Origin of the sequence: Klebsiella pneumoniae (genome assembly GCF_000742135.1) — a bacterium.
Classification (GTDB): domain Bacteria; phylum Pseudomonadota; class Gammaproteobacteria; order Enterobacterales; family Enterobacteriaceae; genus Klebsiella; species Klebsiella pneumoniae.
In genome coordinates this window covers 5,065,276-5,085,873 of the sequence record NZ_KN046818.1, presented here as the reverse complement: position 1 = coordinate 5,085,873, position 20,598 = coordinate 5,065,276, and the positions used below count along the sequence as shown (strand labels likewise).

The 20,598-nt window shown below is 54.7% G+C and carries 20 protein-coding genes; 7 read left to right on the top strand and 13 right to left on the bottom strand.

Features of this window, described 5'->3' with window-relative positions; all coding sequences use genetic code 11:
• Positions 1-46: 46 nt before the first annotated feature.
• From DR88_RS01985 to fdhD, 6 genes are all read right to left on the bottom strand, one after another.
• Positions 47-889, bottom strand: a complete 843-nt coding sequence (locus DR88_RS01985; protein ID WP_002882856.1) for a class II fructose-bisphosphate aldolase — start codon at positions 887-889, stop codon at positions 47-49.
• On the bottom strand, positions 876-2,243 hold the full coding sequence (locus tag DR88_RS01990; RefSeq protein WP_004150366.1) for a PTS sugar transporter subunit IIC: 1,368 nt from the start codon (positions 2,241-2,243) through the stop codon (positions 876-878). The genes DR88_RS01985 and DR88_RS01990 overlap by 14 nt, the downstream gene beginning before the upstream one ends.
• The gene (locus tag DR88_RS01995; protein ID WP_004151864.1) at positions 2,236-2,550 is read right to left on the bottom strand and encodes a PTS sugar transporter subunit IIB; all 315 of its coding nucleotides are present in this window, start codon (positions 2,548-2,550) and stop codon (positions 2,236-2,238) included. Before DR88_RS01995 ends, DR88_RS01990 begins: the two co-directional genes overlap by 8 nt.
• Positions 2,551-2,561: 11 nt before the next feature.
• The gene (locus DR88_RS02000) at positions 2,562-3,542 is read right to left on the bottom strand and encodes a 6-phosphofructokinase (protein WP_002882831.1); all 981 of its coding nucleotides are present in this window, start codon (positions 3,540-3,542) and stop codon (positions 2,562-2,564) included.
• A gap of 402 nt (positions 3,543-3,944) precedes the next feature.
• Positions 3,945-4,157 (bottom strand): YdgH/BhsA/McbA-like domain containing protein, encoded by a 213-nt coding sequence (locus DR88_RS02005; RefSeq protein ID WP_002882830.1) that lies wholly within the window; start codon positions 4,155-4,157, stop codon positions 3,945-3,947.
• A 128-nt stretch (positions 4,158-4,285) separates the two neighbouring features.
• Entirely contained in the window at positions 4,286-5,122 is an 837-nt protein-coding gene (gene fdhD, locus DR88_RS02010; protein ID WP_002882828.1) for a formate dehydrogenase accessory sulfurtransferase FdhD, read from the bottom strand.
• Between the two features lie 156 nt (positions 5,123-5,278).
• Between fdhD and fdnG the strand changes: the two genes are divergently transcribed.
• The 4 genes from fdnG to fdhE are packed head-to-tail and all read left to right on the top strand — an operon-like array spanning position 5,279 to position 10,802.
• On the top strand, positions 5,279-8,329 hold the full coding sequence (gene fdnG / locus DR88_RS02020; RefSeq protein ID WP_085955160.1) for a formate dehydrogenase-N subunit alpha: 3,051 nt from the start codon (positions 5,279-5,281) through the stop codon (positions 8,327-8,329).
• A gap of 12 nt (positions 8,330-8,341) precedes the next feature.
• Entirely contained in the window at positions 8,342-9,244 is a 903-nt protein-coding gene (fdxH, locus tag DR88_RS02025; protein ID WP_002882822.1) for a formate dehydrogenase subunit beta, read from the top strand.
• Complete coding sequence (fdoI, locus tag DR88_RS02030) at positions 9,241-9,876, top strand: formate dehydrogenase cytochrome b556 subunit (protein WP_002882818.1); 636 nt, start codon at positions 9,241-9,243, stop codon at positions 9,874-9,876. Before fdxH ends, fdoI begins: the two co-directional genes overlap by 4 nt.
• Complete coding sequence (gene fdhE / locus DR88_RS02035) at positions 9,873-10,802, top strand: formate dehydrogenase accessory protein FdhE (protein WP_004150358.1); 930 nt, start codon at positions 9,873-9,875, stop codon at positions 10,800-10,802. Before fdoI ends, fdhE begins: the two co-directional genes overlap by 4 nt.
• A gap of 173 nt (positions 10,803-10,975) precedes the next feature.
• On the opposite strand, the gene DR88_RS02040 is transcribed toward fdhE, so the two are convergent.
• Both DR88_RS02040 and DR88_RS02045 read right to left on the bottom strand, forming a co-directional pair.
• Positions 10,976-11,359, bottom strand: a complete 384-nt coding sequence (locus DR88_RS02040) for a type II toxin-antitoxin system VapC family toxin (protein WP_002882817.1) — start codon at positions 11,357-11,359, stop codon at positions 10,976-10,978.
• A complete protein-coding gene (locus DR88_RS02045) occupies positions 11,359-11,601 on the bottom strand; it encodes a ribbon-helix-helix domain-containing protein (RefSeq protein ID WP_004150355.1) in 243 nt (80 codons plus the stop codon). Before DR88_RS02045 ends, DR88_RS02040 begins: the two co-directional genes overlap by 1 nt.
• Positions 11,602-11,805: 204 nt before the next feature.
• Here DR88_RS02045 and DR88_RS02050 point away from each other — a divergent pair, with 204 nt between their 5' ends.
• On the top strand, positions 11,806-12,723 hold the full coding sequence (locus DR88_RS02050; RefSeq protein WP_004150353.1) for an alpha/beta hydrolase: 918 nt from the start codon (positions 11,806-11,808) through the stop codon (positions 12,721-12,723).
• A gap of 13 nt (positions 12,724-12,736) precedes the next feature.
• Here the strand turns inward: DR88_RS02050 and fabY are convergent, their stop codons facing one another.
• The 5 genes from fabY to typA all read right to left on the bottom strand — a co-directional run bounded on the left by fabY (position 12,737) and on the right by typA (position 17,569).
• Entirely contained in the window at positions 12,737-13,678 is a 942-nt protein-coding gene (fabY, locus tag DR88_RS02055) for a fatty acid biosynthesis protein FabY (RefSeq protein WP_004178031.1), read from the bottom strand.
• A 44-nt stretch (positions 13,679-13,722) separates the two neighbouring features.
• Complete coding sequence (gene dtd / locus DR88_RS02060; RefSeq protein WP_002882809.1) at positions 13,723-14,160, bottom strand: D-aminoacyl-tRNA deacylase; 438 nt, start codon at positions 14,158-14,160, stop codon at positions 13,723-13,725.
• A complete protein-coding gene (locus tag DR88_RS02065) occupies positions 14,157-15,017 on the bottom strand; it encodes a virulence factor BrkB family protein (RefSeq protein ID WP_002882807.1) in 861 nt (286 codons plus the stop codon). The genes dtd and DR88_RS02065 overlap by 4 nt, the downstream gene beginning before the upstream one ends.
• On the bottom strand, positions 15,011-15,610 hold the full coding sequence (gene yihX / locus DR88_RS02070; RefSeq protein ID WP_004151865.1) for a glucose-1-phosphatase: 600 nt from the start codon (positions 15,608-15,610) through the stop codon (positions 15,011-15,013). The genes DR88_RS02065 and yihX overlap by 7 nt, the downstream gene beginning before the upstream one ends.
• 135 nt (positions 15,611-15,745) lie before the next feature.
• Positions 15,746-17,569 (bottom strand): ribosome-dependent GTPase TypA, encoded by a 1,824-nt coding sequence (typA, locus tag DR88_RS02075; protein WP_002882755.1) that lies wholly within the window; start codon positions 17,567-17,569, stop codon positions 15,746-15,748.
• A 378-nt stretch (positions 17,570-17,947) separates the two neighbouring features.
• Here typA and glnA point away from each other — a divergent pair, with 378 nt between their 5' ends.
• A complete protein-coding gene (gene glnA, locus DR88_RS02080; RefSeq protein WP_002882753.1) occupies positions 17,948-19,357 on the top strand; it encodes a glutamate--ammonia ligase in 1,410 nt (469 codons plus the stop codon).
• A gap of 188 nt (positions 19,358-19,545) precedes the next feature.
• Positions 19,546-20,595 carry a nitrogen regulation protein NR(II) gene (gene glnL, locus DR88_RS02085; protein ID WP_004146229.1) on the top strand — a complete coding sequence of 350 codons (1,050 nt, stop codon included), beginning with the start codon at positions 19,546-19,548 and terminating at the stop codon, positions 20,593-20,595.
• Positions 20,596-20,598 lie beyond the last annotated feature (3 nt).

Below are 20,598 nucleotides of genomic sequence, written 5' to 3'. Positions count from 1 at the left end.
CCCTGGCGGAAGACAAGGCAACAAAAGATATGTGTCGGTAAAAACGCTATTTAAATAGCGCCATTTTTTCCATTAATACGGCAGTCACTGCCTGGTTGGCGGGAATTAAAAATTTCCGTACGCTGTCATTTACTTTTCCTTTCTCAAACGTTGATTTACAGCGATCGACCCACTGCACGTTCATTTCCGTTCCGACGTTCACTTTATTAATCCCTTCGGTGACGGCCAGCCGCATATCCTCATCGCTGACACCTGTGCCGCCATGCAGCACCAGCGGCACGCCCGTCGCTTCGCTTATCGCCTTCAGCCGCGCATGCTGTATCTGCGCTTTACCGGTGTACAGGCCATGCACAGTGCCCACCGAGACGGCCAGCATATCGACCTGTGTCTCCTTCACAAAACGCGTCGCGTCTTCGACGGTAGTAAAACAGATATCTTCGGCAGCCACCGCTTTTCCATCCTCTGACCCGCCGATCGCCCCCAGCTCACCTTCTACCGTAATATTCCGCGGCCGGGCCATTTCCACCACAATCCGCGTGTTACCGATATTTTCCTCGAGGCTTAAGTGAGACCCGTCGTACATCACCGAAGAAAAGCCCGCATTCATTGCCGTCTCGATGGCTTTAATATCGGAGCAGTGATCGAGATGCAGGCAGGTCGGGATATTTTCACTGTCTGCTAATGAACGCACGGCATCGACCAGTAACCGATACCCCAGATACTCTGCGGTACCGGTTGATATTTGGATCATTAATGGGCTGCGGCTGTTTTGCGCGGCTTTGAAAAAAGCCGGTAACATCTCAATACAGTGCAAGTTAAACGAGCCAATCGCTTTAAAATCTCTTTCCTGAGCGATTTTTAAAATCTCATTAAAATTATACAGACTCATGAACACTTTCCCCTTTCGGCTTAGCGGATTTACCGTTTACAAACCATGCCAGTGCGGCGACAAACACAATAAACAAGGCGACAAAGAGCCAGTTATTCTGGAAGGCGTGGCCTAATACCAGACCGGAGCTGATGACGTCTGAATCGCTGAAGGTGACGCCCGTAAAGCCGTAGCTCTCCAGCATGGGTACCAGAATGGCCGGCAGAAATGTGATAAACAGGCCGTGAATCACCCCGCCGATCATCGCCCCGCGACGTCCGCCCAGCGCATTGCCAAATACCCCTGCCGTACCGCCGGCGAAAAAGTTGGTTAACAGCCCGGGGAGAATCATCGCCAGGCCGAACATCGGGAAAACCAGCATGCCGATAATCGAGCCGACAGTCGTTGCCAGAAATCCAACAATCACCGCATTCGGTGCATAGGGAAATAGCACCGGGCAATCGAGAGCGGGCTTTGCATCCGGGACAATACGCATCGCGATACCGCGAAAAGCCGGCACCAGCTCATTGAGTAATAAACGCACGCCGCTATAGAGGACAAAGACCCCGGCGACAAACTGAATGGACTGCATGAAGGCATACATCAGGTAATTAATGCCGCCGGAGAACTGCGCGATGTACTGAGGCCCCGCCGCGATAGCCGGGATGAGATACATCGGCACCATCACCACCGCCATGGCCAGATAGGTATCCTGCAGAAACTTAAAGTTATCAGGCAGTTCGAGATCTTCCGTGGAGCGAGAGCCTTTGCCGACAACTTTAGCGACCGCAGCCTGCACCAGATAGCCGATAGTACAGAAGTGCCCCAGGGCCACATCGTCAGACCCGGTAATGCGCCTGACCACCGGCTGCGCCAGGGCCGGCATTAACACCGCCATCACGCCGCCGAAGATGCCCCCGGTTAAAATCAGCGGTACGCCGGTGAGCCCGGACTTATAGCCAATCACGGCGCCGATCGTCGCCATCCACAGCAGCGCCTGGCCGGTCAGAAAAATATATTTCAGCGGCGTCAGCCGGGCGATAATAATATTGACGGCAAAGATCACCAGCAGCGTCAGCGCCACCTCCGAACCTAATTCCCGATTCGCTAACCCAGCGATGGCGGCCACATCGGTAATATAGCCTTTCATGCCAAATCCCTGGGTGAAGATATCATTCAGGAAGGTCAGCGTGGCGACAATGATGTTTATCCCGGCCATCATAATTAAGAAACCGAGCAGCGTTTTAAATGTCCCTTCCGCGGTTTTGCCTGGCGATTTCTTTTGCAGGATCAGGCCAAGCATGGCAATAAAAGCAATAAGAATGGATGCCTGGCCGAGTAAATCCTTAACGATAAACGCCACGAAGCTATTCATAATCAGCCACCTTCAGATGACGTTCTTTTAAGAATGCGACGATCTTAGTTTCAATCTCCTCTTTATCAGTAAGTTTATTCAACACCACAACACGTTTAATTTCTTCTTCGCTGGCATCGGCAGTTAAGATGTCGGCAAAGGTTTTTTGCGTCAGAATCATATCTGATTTAAAGGCCCCAGCTTCGGAAACGGTGGTGTGTTCAATATGAGCGGGAATTTCCAGCTTCTTTAAAACTGCCTTCGCCGTCATTTCAATGGCAAAGCTTGAACCGAGGCCGCAGCCACATACGCATAAAATTTTCAGCATTGAGGGTCTCCTCAAATAATATTGAGTTGCTTGGCAAGTTTATAATGATGTCCTTCAGTATCGACCAGACGTTTTTTCATACTGACTAAATCAATCGGAATAGGTTTGTTACTGGAATTAATTATTATGGCTTTATTTTTCATACCTGACTGAATACAGCGAACCACTTCACTGGCCATAATAGTGCCCTGATAAATCTCTTCGCAGGTTGGATCACCGCTGCGTAAACCATAGCCGACGATCGTTTTACGGATACGGACACCTATTTGTGGTTCCAGCTGTTTAATCATGGTATCAATCGCCCCCTGAAAGCCAGGAGAGTACTCTTTGGTATAGCCTTCTGAGCAGAGGATAACGACGCTATTCTGCGTACTCAGCTTCCGGGTAATCCGTTCCGCGAGCACGGCCAACGGCATCTGTGCCTCCGGGATCAGGGCAATATCCGCATTACATTTAATGGCGGACTGCAACGTTAGTTCTCCACAATAGCCTCCTAATATCTCAACCATAAAAACCCGACCGGGCAGCGCTCTTCCGGTATTTCTTAAACGAGAGACTTCTTTAATAATTTGCTCACAGGCCGTGGAAAAACCAATCGTATAATCACTGCCATACACATCATTATCGATAGTCATTCCCACACCAAAGCAATTAATCTCAAATTCACTAAGGGTATTCAGAAACTGCAGGCTGCCATCCCCCCCGGCCATAATGAGCACATCAATACGCAGAGATTTAAGTTTTTTAGCAATGCTTTCATATTCACTGCGCTGCAGTTTGCGACTGGTTCGCCCCGAGGTAATGATCGGCACCGCGGTAATTGAATAATCAACCAGATCGCGCCACGCCATATCCTGATGACTTTTCTCCAGTAGCCCTGGAATACCGCCATTAAACAGCGTGATATCAGCATTAGCCTGCCTGGCTATCTGGAATATAAAATTATTCATTCCAGAAACATCCCCGCCGCTAATAACGATACCAATTTTCATGACGCATCCTCGCTCATTTGCCTGACAACATTTTTCCCTGAGTACAAGCCTTCTATTTGCAATGAAGATCACATAATGCGTATTAAATTACCGCAGTGAATAGTTGACAGGTACGGCGAAACACCTATTTTTGTGATACATATCCCATTTAAAGAGAGTGATCTCCATCGCTTTCTGTTTTTAATATCTTTAAATTTCATGGCGTTAAAAAATCGAGATATTCAGGCGTGCTGACCTTTCCTTTGCCATAAAAAGGAGGATTCAAGAAAAGAACGGAAACGTGATTAGAGCCACATTTTTTTCGTAGCAGAGGAAAATATTGGCAAATTTCGCAGAGACGGGAAGCGGAAAACGAAAACAAAAAAAGCGCCCTGAGGCGCTCTTTCGACAGTTGCTATACGCTTATTTGTTCAGTTCGGCAGTCATATGCACGCGGTTGCCGGTAAACGCTTCGGTGATTTTGTAAGACGAAGCGCCGGCAGCCTGCGCCTGTGCGGCGATTTTCGCTTCCGCGCCGTCCATTGTGGAGGCGGTTGCGGTCACGGTTTCAGCAGCGAAGGAAGCGAAAGAGGCGGCCATAGCGATTACTGCGACAAAAGTTTTGATGCTTTTCATGATATAAACCCTTTCATTTAGTTGTTTAGATAAGGCGCTGTGCCTTGATGTGTTAAATAGTATCCCGCACATCGCTAAACAAAAAGCGGAAGGATTTGCTGTCATTGTTCAAATTTATTGACCAATATTTAACCCGCAATTAAACGCTGCGGATGGGTGTAAACTGTCGCCCTGCCCGGCTTGCAAAAGCCCACCAGCGTCAGATTGCAGCGCTCGGCAACTTCCACTGCTAAGGTGGTGGCCGCCGAGACCGCGAACAGGATCTCGACGCCGCACATCGCGGCCTTCTGCACCATTTCATAGCTGGCGCGGCTGGAGACCAGCGCGGCGCCATGCTGCCACCCCTCGCCGACTTCCGCCCGCCGGCCCAGCAATTTATCCAGGGCGACATGCCGGCCAACGTCTTCAAACCCGCCCGCCAGTTCGCCCGTCAACCGGACCCACGCGGCCGCGTGAGTACAGCCGGTGAGCCGGCCAACCGGTTGAAAGTCGTTAAGATGCGCCAGGGCCTGATCGAGATTGGCTAAATCGAACGACTGAGTGAACGGCAGCGGCTGGACCGGCTTACCAATATCATTGAGCTGCTCGACGCCGCATACGCCGCAGCCGGTGCGCCCGGCCAGCGCGCGACGCCGGGCTTTGAGGCCCATAAAACGCCGGCTGGAGAGCTCAATCTGCACCTCAAGGCCGTTGCACACCGCTACCACGTCCATGCCGAAAATCTCCCGCCGGTGCTCGATAATCCCTTCGGATAAGGAGAAGCCGACGGCGAATTGCTCCAGATCTTTCGGGGAGGCCATCATCACCACGTGAGAGATACCGTTGTAGACCAGCGCGACGGGCACCTCTTCCGCTAACTCATCTGGCTGAGGGTGTTGCAGATCCTCGCGTTTCCAGAGGGAGACCTGGCGATATCCTGTGACATTCGTCACATTTTTGATTTGTTCGAGAGGCTTCTTGTTCACTTTGCTTTAACCGTATTGGAACAGGCATACACACAATGTGGTATTCTGTTTTTATCCCTTCAGGAATGAGGGAAATTTGCCCTAATTCTGAACCTTTGCGGCCTTCACCGCAAAGCAAATAACTACATGTGACAATGTCGAAACAAGGAGCGAACCATGCAGGTCAGCAGAAGGCAGTTCTTTAAGATCTGCGCTGGCGGTATGGCGGGAACCACGGCAGCAGCGCTGGGCTTTGCCCCGGCAACTGCGCTCGCGGAGACACGGCAGTACAAATTGCTGCGCACGCGCGAAACCCGTAACACCTGCACATACTGTTCTGTCGGCTGTGGGCTGTTGATGTATAGCCTCGGCGACGGCGCGAAAAACGCCAAAGCATCCATTTTCCATATCGAAGGCGATCCGGATCATCCGGTCAACCGTGGTGCGCTCTGTCCGAAAGGGGCTGGTCTGGTGGACTTTATCCATTCTGAAAGCCGCCTGAAATTCCCGGAATATCGCGCGCCAGGCTCCGATAAATGGCAGCAAATCAGTTGGGACGAAGCGTTCGATCGCATCGCCAAGCTGATGAAAGAGGACCGCGACGCCAACTTTATCGCGCAAAACGACGCCGGCACCACCGTCAACCGCTGGTTGACTACCGGGATGCTGTGCGCCTCCGCCTCCAGTAACGAAACCGGCTATTTAACGCAAAAATTCACCCGCGCCCTCGGGATGCTGGCGGTGGATAACCAGGCGCGTGTCTGACACGGACCAACGGTAGCAAGTCTTGCTCCAACATTTGGTCGCGGTGCGATGACCAACCACTGGGTTGATATTAAAAACGCCAACCTGGTCGTAGTGATGGGCGGTAACGCCGCAGAAGCGCATCCGGTGGGGTTCCGCTGGGCGATGGAAGCCAAAATTCATAACGGCGCCAAGCTCATCGTTATCGATCCGCGCTTTACGCGTACGGCGTCGGTGGCTGATTTCTATACCCCGATTCGTTCCGGTACCGACATTACCTTCCTGTCGGGCGTGATCCTGTATCTGCTGAATAACGAAAAATTCAACCGCGAATACACCGAAGCCTATACCAACGCCAGCCTGATCGTGCGTGAGGACTACAGCTTTGATGATGGTCTGTTCAGCGGCTACGATGCCGAAAAACGCCAGTATGACAAAACCAGCTGGAACTATGAACTGGATGAAAACGGCTTCGCCAAACGCGATACCACGCTGCAGCATCCACGCTGCGTCTGGAATCTGCTAAAACAGCACGTTTCCCGCTATACGCCGGATGTGGTCGAAAACATCTGCGGTACGCCGAAGGCCGACTTCCTCAAAGTCTGTGAATACATTGCTGAAACCAGCGCGCCGGATAAGACCGCATCGTTCCTGTACGCTCTCGGCTGGACCCAGCACTCCATCGGTGCGCAGAATATCCGCACCATGGCGATGATCCAGCTGCTGCTCGGCAACATGGGGATGGCGGGCGGCGGCGTCAACGCCCTGCGCGGCCACTCCAATATCCAGGGTCTGACCGACCTCGGCCTGCTCTCCACCAGCCTGCCAGGCTACATGTCGCTGCCGAACGAAAAACAGGCCGACCTGCAGACCTACCTGACGGCTAACACGCCGAAGCCGCTGCTGAAAGACCAGGTCAACTACTGGGGCAACTATCCGAAGTTCTTCGTCTCCATGATGAAAGCCTTCTTCGGCGACAAAGCCACCGCGGAAAACAGCTGGGGCTATGACTGGCTGCCGAAGTGGGATAAGAGCTACGACGTTCTGCAGTACTTCGAGATGATGAATCAGGGCAAAGTGAATGGCTATATTTGCCAGGGCTTTAACCCGGTCGCCTCGTTCCCGAACAAAAACAAGGTCGTCGCTTCCCTGTCGAAGCTGAAGTTCCTCGTGACTATCGACCCGCTCAATACCGAAACGTCCACCTTCTGGCAAAACCATGGTGAGTCGAACGATGTCGATCCGGCGAAAATCCAGACCGAAGTGTTCCGTCTGCCCTCCACCTGCTTCGCCGAAGAGAATGGGTCTATCGTCAACTCCGGCCGCTGGCTGCAGTGGCACTGGAAAGGCGCGGACGCCCCGGGGATCGCCGTCACCGATGGTGAAATTCTCGCCGGTATCTTCACTCGCCTGCGTAAGATGTATGCCGAAGAGGGTGGCCCGGCGCCGGAGCCGGTGCTCAACATGACGTGGAACTACTCCACGCCACACGAGCCGGCATCGGAAGAAGTGGCGATGGAAAGCAACGGTAAAGCGCTGGCGGATATCACCGACCCGGCAACCGGCGCGGTGATCGTCAAGAAAGGCCAACAGCTGAGCTCCTTTGCGCAGCTGCGAGATGATGGCACCACCTCCAGCGGCTGCTGGATCTTCGCCGGGAGCTGGACGCCGGAAGGTAACCAGATGGCGCGCCGCGATAACGCCGATCCATCCGGTCTCGGCAATACCCTGGGCTGGGCCTGGGCCTGGCCGCTCAACCGCCGCATCCTGTATAACCGCGCCTCCGCGGACCCGCAGGGTAAACCGTGGGATCCGAAGCGTCAGTTGCTGAAATGGGACGGCGCCAAATGGGGCGGCGTGGATATTCCGGACTACAGCGCCGCCGCGCCTGGCAGCGACGTCGGTCCGTTTATCATGCAGCCGGAAGGGATGGGCCGTCTGTTCGCTATCGACAAGATGGCGGAAGGACCTTTCCCGGAACACTACGAGCCGTTTGAAACGCCGCTCGGAACCAACCCGCTGCACCCGAACGTGGTCTCTAACCCGGCCGCTCGCGTCTTCAAAGGCGATCTCGAGCAGATGGGTAAGGCCGAGAAGTTCCCGTACGTCGGCACCACTTACCGTCTAACCGAGCACTTCCACTACTGGACCAAGCATGCGCTACTTAACGCCATCGCCCAGCCGGAACAGTTCGTGGAGATCGGGGAAAAACTGGCGAATAAGCTCGGCATCGGCCACGGCGATACCGTGAAAGTTTCCTCCAACCGCGGCTATATCAAAGCCAAGGCGGTGGTGACCAAACGTATTCGCACGCTGAAAGTTGACGGTAAGGATATCGATACCATCGGCATTCCTATTCACTGGGGCTATGAGGGCGTGGCGAAAAAAGGCTTTATTGCCAATACCCTGACGCCGTTCGTCGGTGATGCGAATACGCAGACGCCGGAGTTCAAAGCTTTCCTTGTGAACGTGGAAAAGGTGTAACGGAGACGACTTATGGCTTACCAATCGCAAGATATTATTCGTCGTTCCGCGACTAACGGTTTCACCCCCGCGCCTCAGGCGCGGGACCACCAGCAGGAGGTGGCGAAGCTTATCGACGTCACCACCTGTATCGGCTGTAAAGCCTGTCAGGTGGCCTGCTCCGAATGGAACGATATTCGTGATGAAGTCGGTCACAATGTCGGGGTGTATGACAACCCGGCGGACCTGACCGCCAAGTCATGGACGGTCATGCGCTTCTCGGAGGTGGAACAAAACGACAAGCTGGAATGGCTCATCCGCAAGGATGGCTGCATGCACTGCGCGGACCCGGGCTGCCTGAAGGCCTGCCCGTCAGAAGGCGCGATCATTCAGTACGCCAACGGCATTGTCGACTTCCAGTCCGAGCAGTGCATCGGCTGCGGCTACTGTATCGCCGGCTGTCCGTTCGATGTACCGCGTCTGAACCCGGAAGACAACCGCGTCTACAAATGTACCCTGTGCGTAGACCGCGTGACCGTCGGCCAGGAGCCTGCCTGCGTGAAAACCTGTCCGACCGGCGCAATCCACTTTGGCTCCAAAGAGGATATGAAAACGCTGGCCGGCGAACGCGTGGCTGAGCTGAAAACCCGCGGTTATGACAATGCGGGCCTGTACGATCCGGCCGGCGTCGGTGGCACCCACGTCATGTACGTGCTGCACCATGCCGACAAGCCGAATCTGTACCACGGCCTGCCGGAAAACCCGGAGATCAGCCAGACCGTCAAGTTCTGGAAAGGCATCTGGAAACCGCTGGCGGCCGTCGGCTTCGCCGCGACCTTCGCAGCCAGTATCTTCCACTACGTCGGCGTCGGTCCGAACCGCGCGGAAGAGGAAGAGGACAATCTGCATGAAGAGAAAGACGAGGTGCGCAAATGAAAAGACGTGACACCATCGTGCGCTACACGGCGCCGGAACGCATCAACCACTGGGTCACCGCCTTCTGCTTCGTCCTGGCGGCGGTGAGCGGGTTAGGCTTTTTCTTCCCGTCCTTTAACTGGCTGATGCATATCCTCGGCACGCCGCAGCTGGCGCGAATTCTCCACCCGTTCGTCGGGGTGGTGATGTTCGCGTCGTTTATCATCATGTTTTTCCGTTACTGGCATCACAACCTAATCAATCGGGATGATATCTTTTGGGCGAAGAATATTCGTAAGATCGTCGTCAACGAGGAGGTGGGCGATACCGGGCGCTATAACTTCGGCCAGAAATGCGTATTCTGGGCGGCGATTATCTTCCTGGTACTGCTGCTGGTGAGCGGTGTGATCATCTGGCGTCCGTATTTTGCGCCGGCTTTCTCAATCCCGGTGATCCGATTTGCGCTGATGCTGCATTCATTTGCCGCAGTGGCGTTAATTGTGGTTATCATGGTGCATATCTACGCCGCCCTCTGGGTGAAAGGCACCATTACCGCGATGGTGGAAGGCTGGGTTACCAAAACGTGGGCGAAGAAACATCACCCGCGCTGGTACCGAGAGGTCCGCCAGAAACAGGAAAAGTCATCTGAATGAGTATTCGCATAATCCCGCAAGACGAGCTGGGTTCGAGCGAGAAACGCACGGCGGAAGCAATTCCGCCGTTACTGTTCCCCAGGCTGAAAAATCTGTATAACCGCCGCGCTGAACGCTTGCGCGAGCTGGCCGCTAATAACCCGCTAGGCGATTACCTGCGCTTTGCCGCGCTGATTGCCCATGCCCAGGAAGTAGTGCTGTACGACCATCCGCTGCAGATGGATCTCACCGCCCGCATTAAAGCGGCCAGCGAACAGGGCAAGCCGCCGCTGGATATCCACGTCCTGCCGCGCGACAAGCACTGGCACAAGCTGTTGCACTCGCTGATTGCCGAGCTGAAGCCGGAAATGAGCGGCCCGGCGCTGGCGGTCATTGAGAATCTGGAAAAAGCCTCTGAGCAGGAGCTGGAGCAGATGGCCAGCGCGCTGTTTGTTTCCGATTTCGCCTCCGTCAGTAGCGACAAAGCGCCGTTCATCTGGGCTGCGCTGTCGCTCTACTGGGCGCAGATGGCCAGTCTGATCCCAGGAAAAGCGCGCGCCGAATACGGCGAACAGCGCCAGTTCTGCCCGGTGTGCGGCTCGATGCCGGTCTCCAGCATCGTGCAAATCGGCACCACTCAGGGGCTGCGCTATCTGCACTGCAACCTGTGCGAAACTGAGTGGCACGTAGTACGCGTCAAGTGCAGCAACTGCGAGCAGAGCCGCGACCTGCACTACTGGTCGCTGGACAACGAGCAGGCGGCGGTGAAAGCCGAAAGCTGCGGCGACTGCGGAACCTACCTGAAGATTATGTATCAGGAGAAGGATCCGAAAGTCGAAGCCGTCGCCGACGATTTGGCCTCCCTGGTGCTCGACGCCCGCATGGAACAGGAGGGCTTCGCCAGAAGCTCAATTAACCCGTTCATGTTCCCCGGCGAAGGGGAGTAAGTTCTGCAGTATGATTTCGGGCGGCTCTTGTCGCCCGTTTTCCTTCTTGTGACACGAACGTGCGCAGGGATTATTCACACGCGTCACTGACCGTTATCAGAGGCCAACCTTTGGCTGGAGATATTCGTTTCAGACGAGTCTGTCGCTCACTTGTCGTCCTCCTGCCACTCGAATTATTCAGGGTGGATTTCGTACGGCGTGACTACGCCAGGAATACCGGCAAAATCCTTCGTATTCCGCGTAATTAGTTCCAGACGATGGAGTTGCGCCGTCGCCAGAATGATGGCATCCGGCAGCTTAAGCTTATACTCCTGCCGCAGCGCAACGCTTCGCTCTGCAATATCCTGTGAGATGTTAATGATATTAAAGGTGCTCAGCGCCATTCGCGTGCGCTGCTCCTGGTGATATTTTTTAGCGCCAACCATCACCTCCATCCAGGTAATCAGACTGATCGCATTCTGCGGTGGCCAGGCCTCCAGCGCCTGTTTGGCTTCGCGACGCCCGCTAAATAAATCAATAAGAATATTGGTATCAAAAAGCGCAGATCCGGAGGTCATTACCACTCCTTGCGTAGCTGACGTTGATATTCCATGCCGTCTTCTTCGCAGTCTTGCCACAGACCCAGCGCACTGGAGATGGTATCTTTAGCTCGATCTTGTTTCTCCAGATATTGTTCAACCGCTTCACGTAACAGTTCCGCTCGCGGAATGTTACGCTGCACTTTGAGGTCATCGAGACGTTGAATGACATCGTCTGATAAATCGAGAAGAATTCTGCCCATATCCCTTTCAGCCATCATGCTCATATATACCTCAAGTATATCACCAGTGATGAAGTTATGAGCAATCTAGAGCTTTTGGAATCGGAAACAAACAGGATTTTGTCAGGTAAACTCTTTTTTGCGAGCCGCTTTCCATAATGCACAGGCGACCTCAACAGGCCTGTCTTTTCGCCATAATCCAGGCTATAACACTGGATATTAAAACAGTATAAGGAACTTCATATGGCGCTGGAAAAAGGGATTGCTTCGCTGGTTGAGGCATTTATTGCGGCAGGTCGTCCGTCATCACGCGATCAGCATATTGATGATCGGAGGGCCGGCTATATCGCCAGTGCGGTACTCGCCGGGGAGACGGAAACGCGAGTGCGGGTGGAGGATATCACCCTGGAGGGTATGCACTTCCGCGTCGTTTCACCGCCCACTGCCGACGGCCTGCTACCCACGCTTATCTACTACCACGGCGGCTGTTTTGTCAGCGGCGGCTTTACCACCCACGATAACCAACTCCGTCAGTTAGCCATGTTCAGCGGTTGCCGGGTGATCGCTGTACAGTACCGCCTGGCGCCGGAGCATACCTTTCCGGCGGCGCACGATGACGCAGAACAAGGTGTCATGATTATCCACCGGCACGCGGAGCAGCTTGGCGTTGACGCATCACGTATCACCCTGGCTGGCGACAGTGCCGGCGGGCACCTCGCTCTGGTCACGGCCCTGCGCCTGAAAGCGGCGGGAACATGGCAGCCTGCACAGCTTATCCTGATTTACCCGATGCTCGACGCTACCGCCAGCATGGCAAGCTACGCCAGCAACGGCGAGGATTACATCATTACCCGGGACACGCTGCTTAGCGGCTACGAAATGTATTTAGCGGCCACACCCGCTACCCATCCGGATGCCAGTCCGCTGTGGCGCGAAGATTTTCACGGTCTGCCACCGGTCCACATCCTGACGGCGGAGTTCGATCCTTTACGTGATGAGGGCGAAGTGCTGTACCGAAGGCTGACGGAGCAAGGGGTGGAGAGTTCCTGTCAGCGCTATCTGGGGGTGATCCACGGCTTCTTTCAGCTGGGAGGCATCAGCAACGCCGCGCGTGATGCCATGCGGGATATCGCCTGGCGTGTGGCATCGCCAGGACGATAACTGCCCCAGGCGCTTACTCTTCCTCGTTGCCGCCCTCTTCGTACGAGCCAAAGGGCTTCGCCGGCAACACGATGTAGATCCCCTCGAAAACGGCGCCCTGTTTATCGTCGCCAAAAAGCTCCACCTGCATTTGGACGCGGGCTTTACGCCCGCGCGCCAGTCGGTCGAGATCGCCGCTCAGAGAACCGAGGTCGGCGATGGCGCTGGGGCGGCCGCTAATAGGCTGGCTGTAGCGGATATGCGCATCCGCCAGAATAATGGTGCCTCCCAGGTGCCGCTCGCGCAGCATCAGCCAGATAAGCCCCCATCCGGTTAAGGTAGCGAGCGAAAACAGGCTGCCGGCGAACAGCGTATGGTGCGGATTCTGGTTCCCCGCCTCCGGCATGGTGGTAATAAATTTCTGCCCGGTGTACTGCTGAATACGTACGCCCATTTTTTCACTCAGCGGAATATGCTGATACCACGCCTGCTGGAGCTGTGCGCACCAGTCGCCGCGGTGCAAAATATCGTCCAGCGACGCGACCGGTTTGATCATCAGAAAATGACGGATCGGCGTGGTGGTCGGGGTGGTGATCTCACCCTGATTGACAAATCCGAGCTTGGCGAAAAATTCCACCGCATCTTCGCGCGCGCTGCAGGTAACCCGCTTAACCCCTTCCTGACGCGCGACGGACTCCAGGGTCATCGCCATCAGCGTCCCCAGCCCTTTATCCTGCACCGAGGGATGCACAGCCATAAAGCGGATGGAGGCTTCATTCTCCGCATTGATATATAGCCGGCCGACGGCAACCAGGTTGCCCTCTTCATCCACTACCATCTGATGATGCGCCATCGCATCCCAGGCGTCACGTTCCGATCCCTTAGGCTGATGCAGCGGCTTACGCAGCATCTCCCAGCGGAACTGGTAGTAGCTCTCTAACTCTTCTGCTGTTTGCGGTACACGAAGGTGATACATAGTCGTACTCTCTTTTGTTACCCGCAGCCTGCCCGGAAGCTGGGTCATACCTGCAACCAAAAGGTCACGGGACCATCATTGACCAAAGAAACCTGCATATCCGCAGCGAATCTTCCGGTCTGGGTGTGCATTTCCTGCTGGCGACAGCGGGCGACGAAATACTCATACAGCGCCTCAGCGCGGTCAGGGGCAGCGCCTTTCGAGAAGCTCGGTCGCATCCCCCGCTCGGTATCGGCCGCCAGCGTAAATTGCGAAACCACCAGCACGCTGCCGCCCGCCTGCTGGACATTCAGGTTCATTTTCCCTTCCGCATCGCTGAAGATGCGGTAGCCCAGCACGCGTTCACAAAGGCGATTCGCCTTTTGTTCATCATCGTCTTTCTCGACGCCCAGCAGCACCAGAAGCCCTGGGCCAATTTCGCCCGTCACCTCGTCCGCCACGGTAACGCTTGCACGGGATACGCGTTGAATTAATGCAATCATGGTTGTTCTGTTTCTTCTGTTTCAAGTTTGCGGTATTCACCGAGAGTGACAGTAATTTCAGCGCCAAGCAAGACGATACACCAGGTCCAGTACACCCAGACGAACAAAATCGGCACCACCGAAATCACCCCATAAATTAGCTGATAGGACGGAAAGGTGGTGATATAGAGGGCAAACGCCTTTTTACCTGCCTCAAACAGCAGCGCCGCCACCAGCGCCCCGATCACCGCGTCGCGGTTACGTACCTGGGTAGTCGGTACAATACTATAGAGCAGCCAGAACGCTGCCCAGGAGAGGATCAGCGGAAATAGGCGGAGCAGATTATCAATTACGCCGTCCAGGTCGCTTGCCCAGCGCAGCGACAGCAGATAGGAACTGATCGCCAGGCTGGCGCCCGCCAGCAGCGGGCCGAGGGTCAGGATCATCCAGTAAACGGCAAAGGAATAAACTTTGGGGCGGCTGCGCGTGCTGCGCCAGATGGTGTTTAGCGCGCTGTCGATCGAGTACATCAGCAGCAGCGAGGTGACGATCAGGCCAAAGGCGCCTACGGCGGTCATGCGGCTGGAGTTGGCCACGAACTGCTCGATATATCCCTGGATTACATCCCCGGTCGCCGGAATAAAATTGGCGAAGATAAAATGACGGATCTGCACGCTGACTTCGGAGAACATAGGAAAGGCCGCAAACAGCGCGAACACGACGGCAATCAGCGGCACCAGGGACAGTAATGACACATAGGCGAGGTTCCCCGCCAGGGTGGTCATATGGTCTTCATCAATGCGCCGCCACAGCAGCTTTAGCCACGCCAGCAGCGGCCGGGTATGGTGGAGTAATTTTTGATGAACGGTTTTTAGCATAGCTGTTTCGCGAAATAGTCAGGGATGGTCTCCTTACCAGTCACCAGGATACTGGTGATCCCCAACCGGTTGGCCCCTGCTATATTATCGACGTTATCATCAAAAAAGACCGTATCTGCGGCGGAAAACCCCTCTTCTTCCAGTACTCGCAGATAAATTTGCGCTTCAGGCTTACGCAATCCCATCTCCTGCGACAGATAAATGCGATCGGCGGCCGCGCGCACTTCCGGGTATTCATCGGGCCAGAACGTGGTGTGCAGACGATTGGTATTGGAGAGCACCACCACCCGATGCCCCTGGGCACGAAGTTTATGCATGATGGTAATCACCTCCGGGCGCAGCGCGACAAACACCGCCTGCCAGCCGTGAGCAAACTGTTCATAGCTGAGGGGCATATTCATTTCATGGCACATGGCGGCGGCAAAGTCTTCATCGCTGAGCTCGCCGCGCTCATGCTGATGGAAAGCCTCACCCATGGTGAAATGCTGCTTCAGCGTCGCCAGCGGGATGCGGGTTAAATCGCTCCAGGCTCCCAATACCCGGTTGAAGTCAATGTCGACAATCACATTACCTAAATCAAAGATATAGAGCATTTTTGTCTCCTTCCGCGCCGTGGAAAATTAACTTTAGCGGGAAAGGCTGGATTTGACTATTGGCGTGTGATGCAGGAATGAAAAAAAGAAACCCCGCCGGAGAGGCGGGGTTTAGCGAACAACAAGAAGAAAAAATTACTCTTCTTTTGCACCGCGCATCGCGCGTTTACGGTCGTTCTCGGTCAGGTGACGTTTACGGATACGGATAGAGGTCGGAGTAACTTCTACCAGTTCGTCGTCATCGATGAACTCCAGAGCCTGCTCCAGGGTCATCTTAACCGGCGGAACCAGAACCGTGGCTTCGTCAGTACCAGACGCACGCATGTTGGTCAGTTTCTTACCGGTTAGGCAGTTTACCGTCAGGTCGTTGGAACGGCTGTGAATACCGATGATCTGGCCTTCGTAAACTTCAGCGCCGTGGCCGAGGAACAGCTTACCGCGATCCTGCAGACCGAACAGCGCGAACGCTACCGCTTTACCCTGACCGTTGGAGATCAGTACGCCGTTGTTACGCTGGCCCACTTCGCCCGGACGAACGTCGTCGTAGTGGCTGAAGGTGGAGTACAGCAGACCGGTACCGGAGGTCATGGTCATGAACTCTGAACGAAAGCCGATCAGACCGCGGCTTGGGATCACGTAGTCGAGACGTACGCGGCCTTTACCGTCCGGATTCATGTTTTTCAGGTCGCCTTTACGCTCGCCCAGCGCCTGCATGACAGAACCCTGATGCTGCTCTTCGACGTCCAGCGTCACGTTCTCGAACGGCTCTTGCTTACGGCCGTCGATTTCGCGGAAGATAACTTTCGGACGGGAAACCGCCATCTCGAAACCTTCACGACGCATGTTTTCAATCAGAACGGACAGGTGCAGTTCACCACGGCCGGAAACGCGGAACGCATCAGCGTCTTCGGTTTCTTCAACGCGCAGCGCCACGTTGTGCACCAGCTCTTTATTCAGACGGTCCAGGATCTGGCGAGAGGTAACGAACTTACCTTCTTTACCGCAGAACGGAGAGGTGTTGACGTTGAAGAACATGGAAACGGTCGGCTCATCAACGGACAGGGCCGGCAGCGCTTCGACATTCTGCGGGTCGCAGATGGTGTCGGAGATGTTCAGCTCGCCCAGACCGGTGATCGCGATGATGTCGCCAGCTTCAGCTACGTCGCTCTCAATTCGCTCCAGACCCAGGTGAGTCAGTACCTTACCGACTTTACCGTTACGGGTTTTGCCTTCGCTATCGATAATAGTGACCTGCTGGTTCGGCTTCACTTTACCGCGCTTGATGCGGCCGATGCCAATAACACCAACGTAGTTGTTGTAGTCCAGCTGGGAGATCTGCATCTGCAGCGGACCGTCAAGATCAACGTCCGGCGCCGGCACGCGATCGACAATCGCCTGGTACAGCGGGGTCATGTCGTCAGCCATGTCTTCGTGATCCAGACCCGCGATACCGTTCAGCGCGGACGCGTAAACGATCGGGAAGTCCAGCTGTTCGTCGGTCGCATCGAGGTTAACGAACAGGTCGAACACCTGATCGACAACCCAGTCCGGACGCGCGCCCGGGCGGTCAACTTTGTTGATGACCACGATCGGCTTCAGACCGTGGGCAAAAGCTTTTTTGGTCACGAAGCGCGTTTGCGGCATCGGGCCATCAAAGGCATCTACCACCAGCAGCACAGAGTCAACCATGGACATAACACGCTCAACTTCACCTCCGAAGTCGGCGTGCCCTGGGGTATCAACGATGTTGATACGGTAATCATTCCATTTGATTGCGGTGTTTTTCGCGAGGATGGTAATCCCACGCTCTTTCTCCAAATCGTTGGAGTCCATCACACGTTCTTGTGCTTCAGTACGTGCGTCGAACGTACCGGATTGCTGTAGCAGCTTGTCAACCAGGGTAGTTTTACCATGGTCAACGTGCGCGATGATGGCGATATTACGCAGATTTTCGATCACAACTTTGCCTCAGGCATTAGAAATAGCGCGTTATTGTACACGTATTAAGCGAAGGACTGAACAGGATCACAAACATCCTCCGCAAACAAGTATTGCAGAGTTTCTTTGTGACCGCTTTCACGGAGCGATAAAAGGGCACCGTAACAAAAACCGCACCAAAATGGTGCTCAATGTTCACACTGAAGCACTATTTTGGTGCATTATCTCCATCATGGTGCAGTCCTTTTGCACTATGGTGCGCATGATACAGCGTTTTATGGGGCATTTAAAAGTTGGCACAGATTTCGCTTTATATTTTTTAAGGCAACAACGCCACTTTTAAGCAGTATGAAGTTTTCGTTACCACGACGACAATGACCAATCCGGGAGAGTTTAAGTATGTCCGCTGAACACGTTTTGACGATGCTGAACGAGCACGAAGTGAAGTTTGTCGATCTGCGCTTCACCGATACCAAAGGTAAAGAACAGCACGTCACGATTCCGTCTCATCAGGTAAATGCCGAATTCTTCGAAGAAGGCAAAATGTTTGATGGCTCCTCGATTGGTGGCTGGAAAGGTATCAACGAATCTGACATGGTCCTGATGCCGGACGCGTCCACCGCGGTCATTGACCCGTTCTACGAAGAACCGACCCTGATCATCCGCTGCGATATCCTCGAGCCAGGCACCCTGCAGGGCTATGACCGTGACCCGCGCTCCATCGCGAAACGCGCTGAAGAGTACCTGCGCGCCACCGGCATCGCTGATACCGTCCTGTTCGGGCCAGAACCAGAATTCTTCCTGTTCGACGACATCCGCTTTGGTGCCTCTATCTCCGGCTCCCATGTCGCGATCGATGACATTGAAGGTGCGTGGAACTCCTCTACCAAATACGAAGGCGGTAACAAAGGTCACCGTCCGGGCGTGAAAGGGGGTTACTTCCCGGTTCCGCCAGTAGACTCTTCTCAGGACATCCGTTCCACCATGTGTATGATCATGGAAGAGATGGGTCTGGTTGTTGAAGCCCATCACCATGAAGTAGCAACCGCAGGTCAGAACGAAGTGGCAACCCGCTTCAATACCATGACCAAAAAAGCGGATGAAATTCAGATTTACAAATACGTTGTTCACAACGTCGCTCACCGCTTTGGTAAAACCGCGACCTTTATGCCGAAACCGATGTTCGGCGACAACGGCTCCGGCATGCACTGCCATATGTCTCTGGCGAAAAACGGTACCAACCTGTTCTCCGGCGACAAATACGCCGGTCTGTCTGAGCAGGCGCTGTTCTACATCGGCGGCGTAATCAAACACGCTAAAGCCATCAACGCCCTGGCGAACCCGACCACCAACTCCTACAAGCGTCTGGTCCCGGGTTACGAAGCGCCGGTTATGCTGGCTTACTCTGCCCGTAACCGCTCTGCCTCTATCCGTATTCCGGTGGTGACCTCTCCGAAAGCGCGTCGTATCGAAGTGCGCTTCCCGGACCCGGCTGCCAACCCGTACCTGTGCTTTGCGGCGCTGCTGATGGCTGGCCTTGATGGTATCAAGAACAAAATCCATCCGGGCGAAGCAATGGATAAAAACCTGTATGACCTGCCGCCGGAAGAAGCGAAAGAGATCCCGCAGGTTGCCGGTTCTCTGGAAGAAGCCCTGCAGGCCCTGGATGCTGACCGCGAGTTCCTGACCGCTGGCGGCGTGTTCACCAATGACGCTATCGATGCCTACATCGCCCTGCGTATGGAAGAGAACGACCGCGTACGCATGACTCCGCATCCGGTTGAGTTCGAACTGTACTACAGCGTCTAATTTTGCTGTAAATCCAGGGTATGTCGTGTTGTGGCGCGAGATGCCCGGGATATTTTGTTGCCGTGGAAACTTTCAGCCCATCTCAGGATGGGCTTTTTTCTCCACCAACACGCTGATCTCGCGAGCTTTTTACCGATAAAAAGCTATACTGCACTAAATTGGTGCACTCATTTTCAGGAGACTGTCGAATGGCAACAGGCACACTGCCCGATGCTGGGCAGATCCTTAACTCCCTTATCAACAGTATTTTACTGGTCGATGATGACCTGGCGGTGCACTTTGCCAACCCTGCGGCGCAGCAGCTGCTGGCGCAGAGCTCGCGCAAACTGTTTGGCACCCCATTACCTGAGCTGTTGAGCTATTTTTCGTTGAATATCGGGCTGATGCAGGAGAGCCTGCAGGCGGGCCAGGGGTTTACCGATAACGAAGTGACGCTGGTTATCGATGGCCGTTCGCACATCCTGTCGTTGACCGCCCAGCGGCTGCCGGAAGGCTTTATTCTGCTGGAAATGGCGCCGATGGATAATCAGCGCCGCCTGAGCCAGGAGCAGCTGCAGCATGCGCAGCAGGTCGCCGCTCGCGACCTCGTCCGCGGCCTGGCGCATGAGATAAAAAACCCGTTAGGCGGCCTGCGCGGCGCGGCCCAGCTGCTCAGCAAAGCGCTGCCCGACCCGGCGCTAACGGAATATACCAAAGTGATCATTGAGCAGGCCGACCGGTTAAGAAATCTGGTCGACCGCCTGCTCGGACCACAGCATCCGGGCATGCACGTTACCGAAAGCATCCACAAAGTCGCCGAACGGGTAGTTAAACTGGTTTCCATGGAGTTGCCGGACAACGTGAAGTTGATCCGCGATTACGACCCCAGCCTACCAGAGCTACCCCACGACCCGGATCAAATTGAACAGGTGTTGCTGAACATCGTCCGTAATGCGCTGCAGGCTCTGGGGCCGGAAGGGGGCGAAATTATTCTTCGCACCCGCACCGCTTTCCAGCTGACGCTGCACGGGGTGCGTTATCGCCTCGCCGCCCGCATCGACGTTGAAGATAATGGCCCGGGTATTCCGCCCCATCTCCAGGATACGCTGTTCTATCCGATGGTCAGCGGCCGCGAAGGCGGTACCGGCCTGGGCTTATCTATCGCCCGTAGCCTTATCGATCAGCACTCCGGCAAAATTGAATTCACCAGCTGGCCGGGTCATACCGAATTTTCGGTATACCTGCCTATTCGGAAGTAGAGG

Excerpts from the sequence above, each read along its gene's own strand:
- DR88_RS02005 (WP_002882830.1), bottom strand. The coding sequence starts at position 4,157 with ATGAAAAGCATCAAAACTTTTGTCGCAGTAATCGCTATGGCCGCCTCT.
- fabY (WP_004178031.1), bottom strand. The coding sequence starts at position 13,678 with ATGTATCACCTTCGTGTACCGCAAACAGCAGAAGAGTTAGAGAGCTAC.
- fdxH (WP_002882822.1), top strand. The coding sequence starts at position 8,342 with ATGGCTTACCAATCGCAAGATATTATTCGTCGTTCCGCGACTAACGGT.
- DR88_RS02000 (WP_002882831.1), bottom strand. The coding sequence starts at position 3,542 with ATGAAAATTGGTATCGTTATTAGCGGCGGGGATGTTTCTGGAATGAAT.
- glnA (WP_002882753.1), top strand. The coding sequence starts at position 17,948 with ATGTCCGCTGAACACGTTTTGACGATGCTGAACGAGCACGAAGTGAAG.
- yihX (WP_004151865.1), bottom strand. The coding sequence starts at position 15,610 with ATGCTCTATATCTTTGATTTAGGTAATGTGATTGTCGACATTGACTTC.
- DR88_RS01990 (WP_004150366.1), bottom strand. The coding sequence starts at position 2,243 with ATGAATAGCTTCGTGGCGTTTATCGTTAAGGATTTACTCGGCCAGGCA.
- fdoI (WP_002882818.1), top strand. The coding sequence starts at position 9,241 with ATGAAAAGACGTGACACCATCGTGCGCTACACGGCGCCGGAACGCATC.
- DR88_RS02040 (WP_002882817.1), bottom strand. The coding sequence starts at position 11,359 with ATGACCTCCGGATCTGCGCTTTTTGATACCAATATTCTTATTGATTTA.
- DR88_RS01995 (WP_004151864.1), bottom strand. The coding sequence starts at position 2,550 with ATGCTGAAAATTTTATGCGTATGTGGCTGCGGCCTCGGTTCAAGCTTT.
- fdhE (WP_004150358.1), top strand. The coding sequence starts at position 9,873 with ATGAGTATTCGCATAATCCCGCAAGACGAGCTGGGTTCGAGCGAGAAA.
- glnL (WP_004146229.1), top strand. The coding sequence starts at position 19,546 with ATGGCAACAGGCACACTGCCCGATGCTGGGCAGATCCTTAACTCCCTT.
- DR88_RS01985 (WP_002882856.1), bottom strand. The coding sequence starts at position 889 with ATGAGTCTGTATAATTTTAATGAGATTTTAAAAATCGCTCAGGAAAGA.
- DR88_RS02065 (WP_002882807.1), bottom strand. The coding sequence starts at position 15,017 with ATGCTAAAAACCGTTCATCAAAAATTACTCCACCATACCCGGCCGCTG.
- DR88_RS02050 (WP_004150353.1), top strand. The coding sequence starts at position 11,806 with ATGGCGCTGGAAAAAGGGATTGCTTCGCTGGTTGAGGCATTTATTGCG.
- dtd (WP_002882809.1), bottom strand. The coding sequence starts at position 14,160 with ATGATTGCATTAATTCAACGCGTATCCCGTGCAAGCGTTACCGTGGCG.
- DR88_RS02045 (WP_004150355.1), bottom strand. The coding sequence starts at position 11,601 with ATGATGGCTGAAAGGGATATGGGCAGAATTCTTCTCGATTTATCAGAC.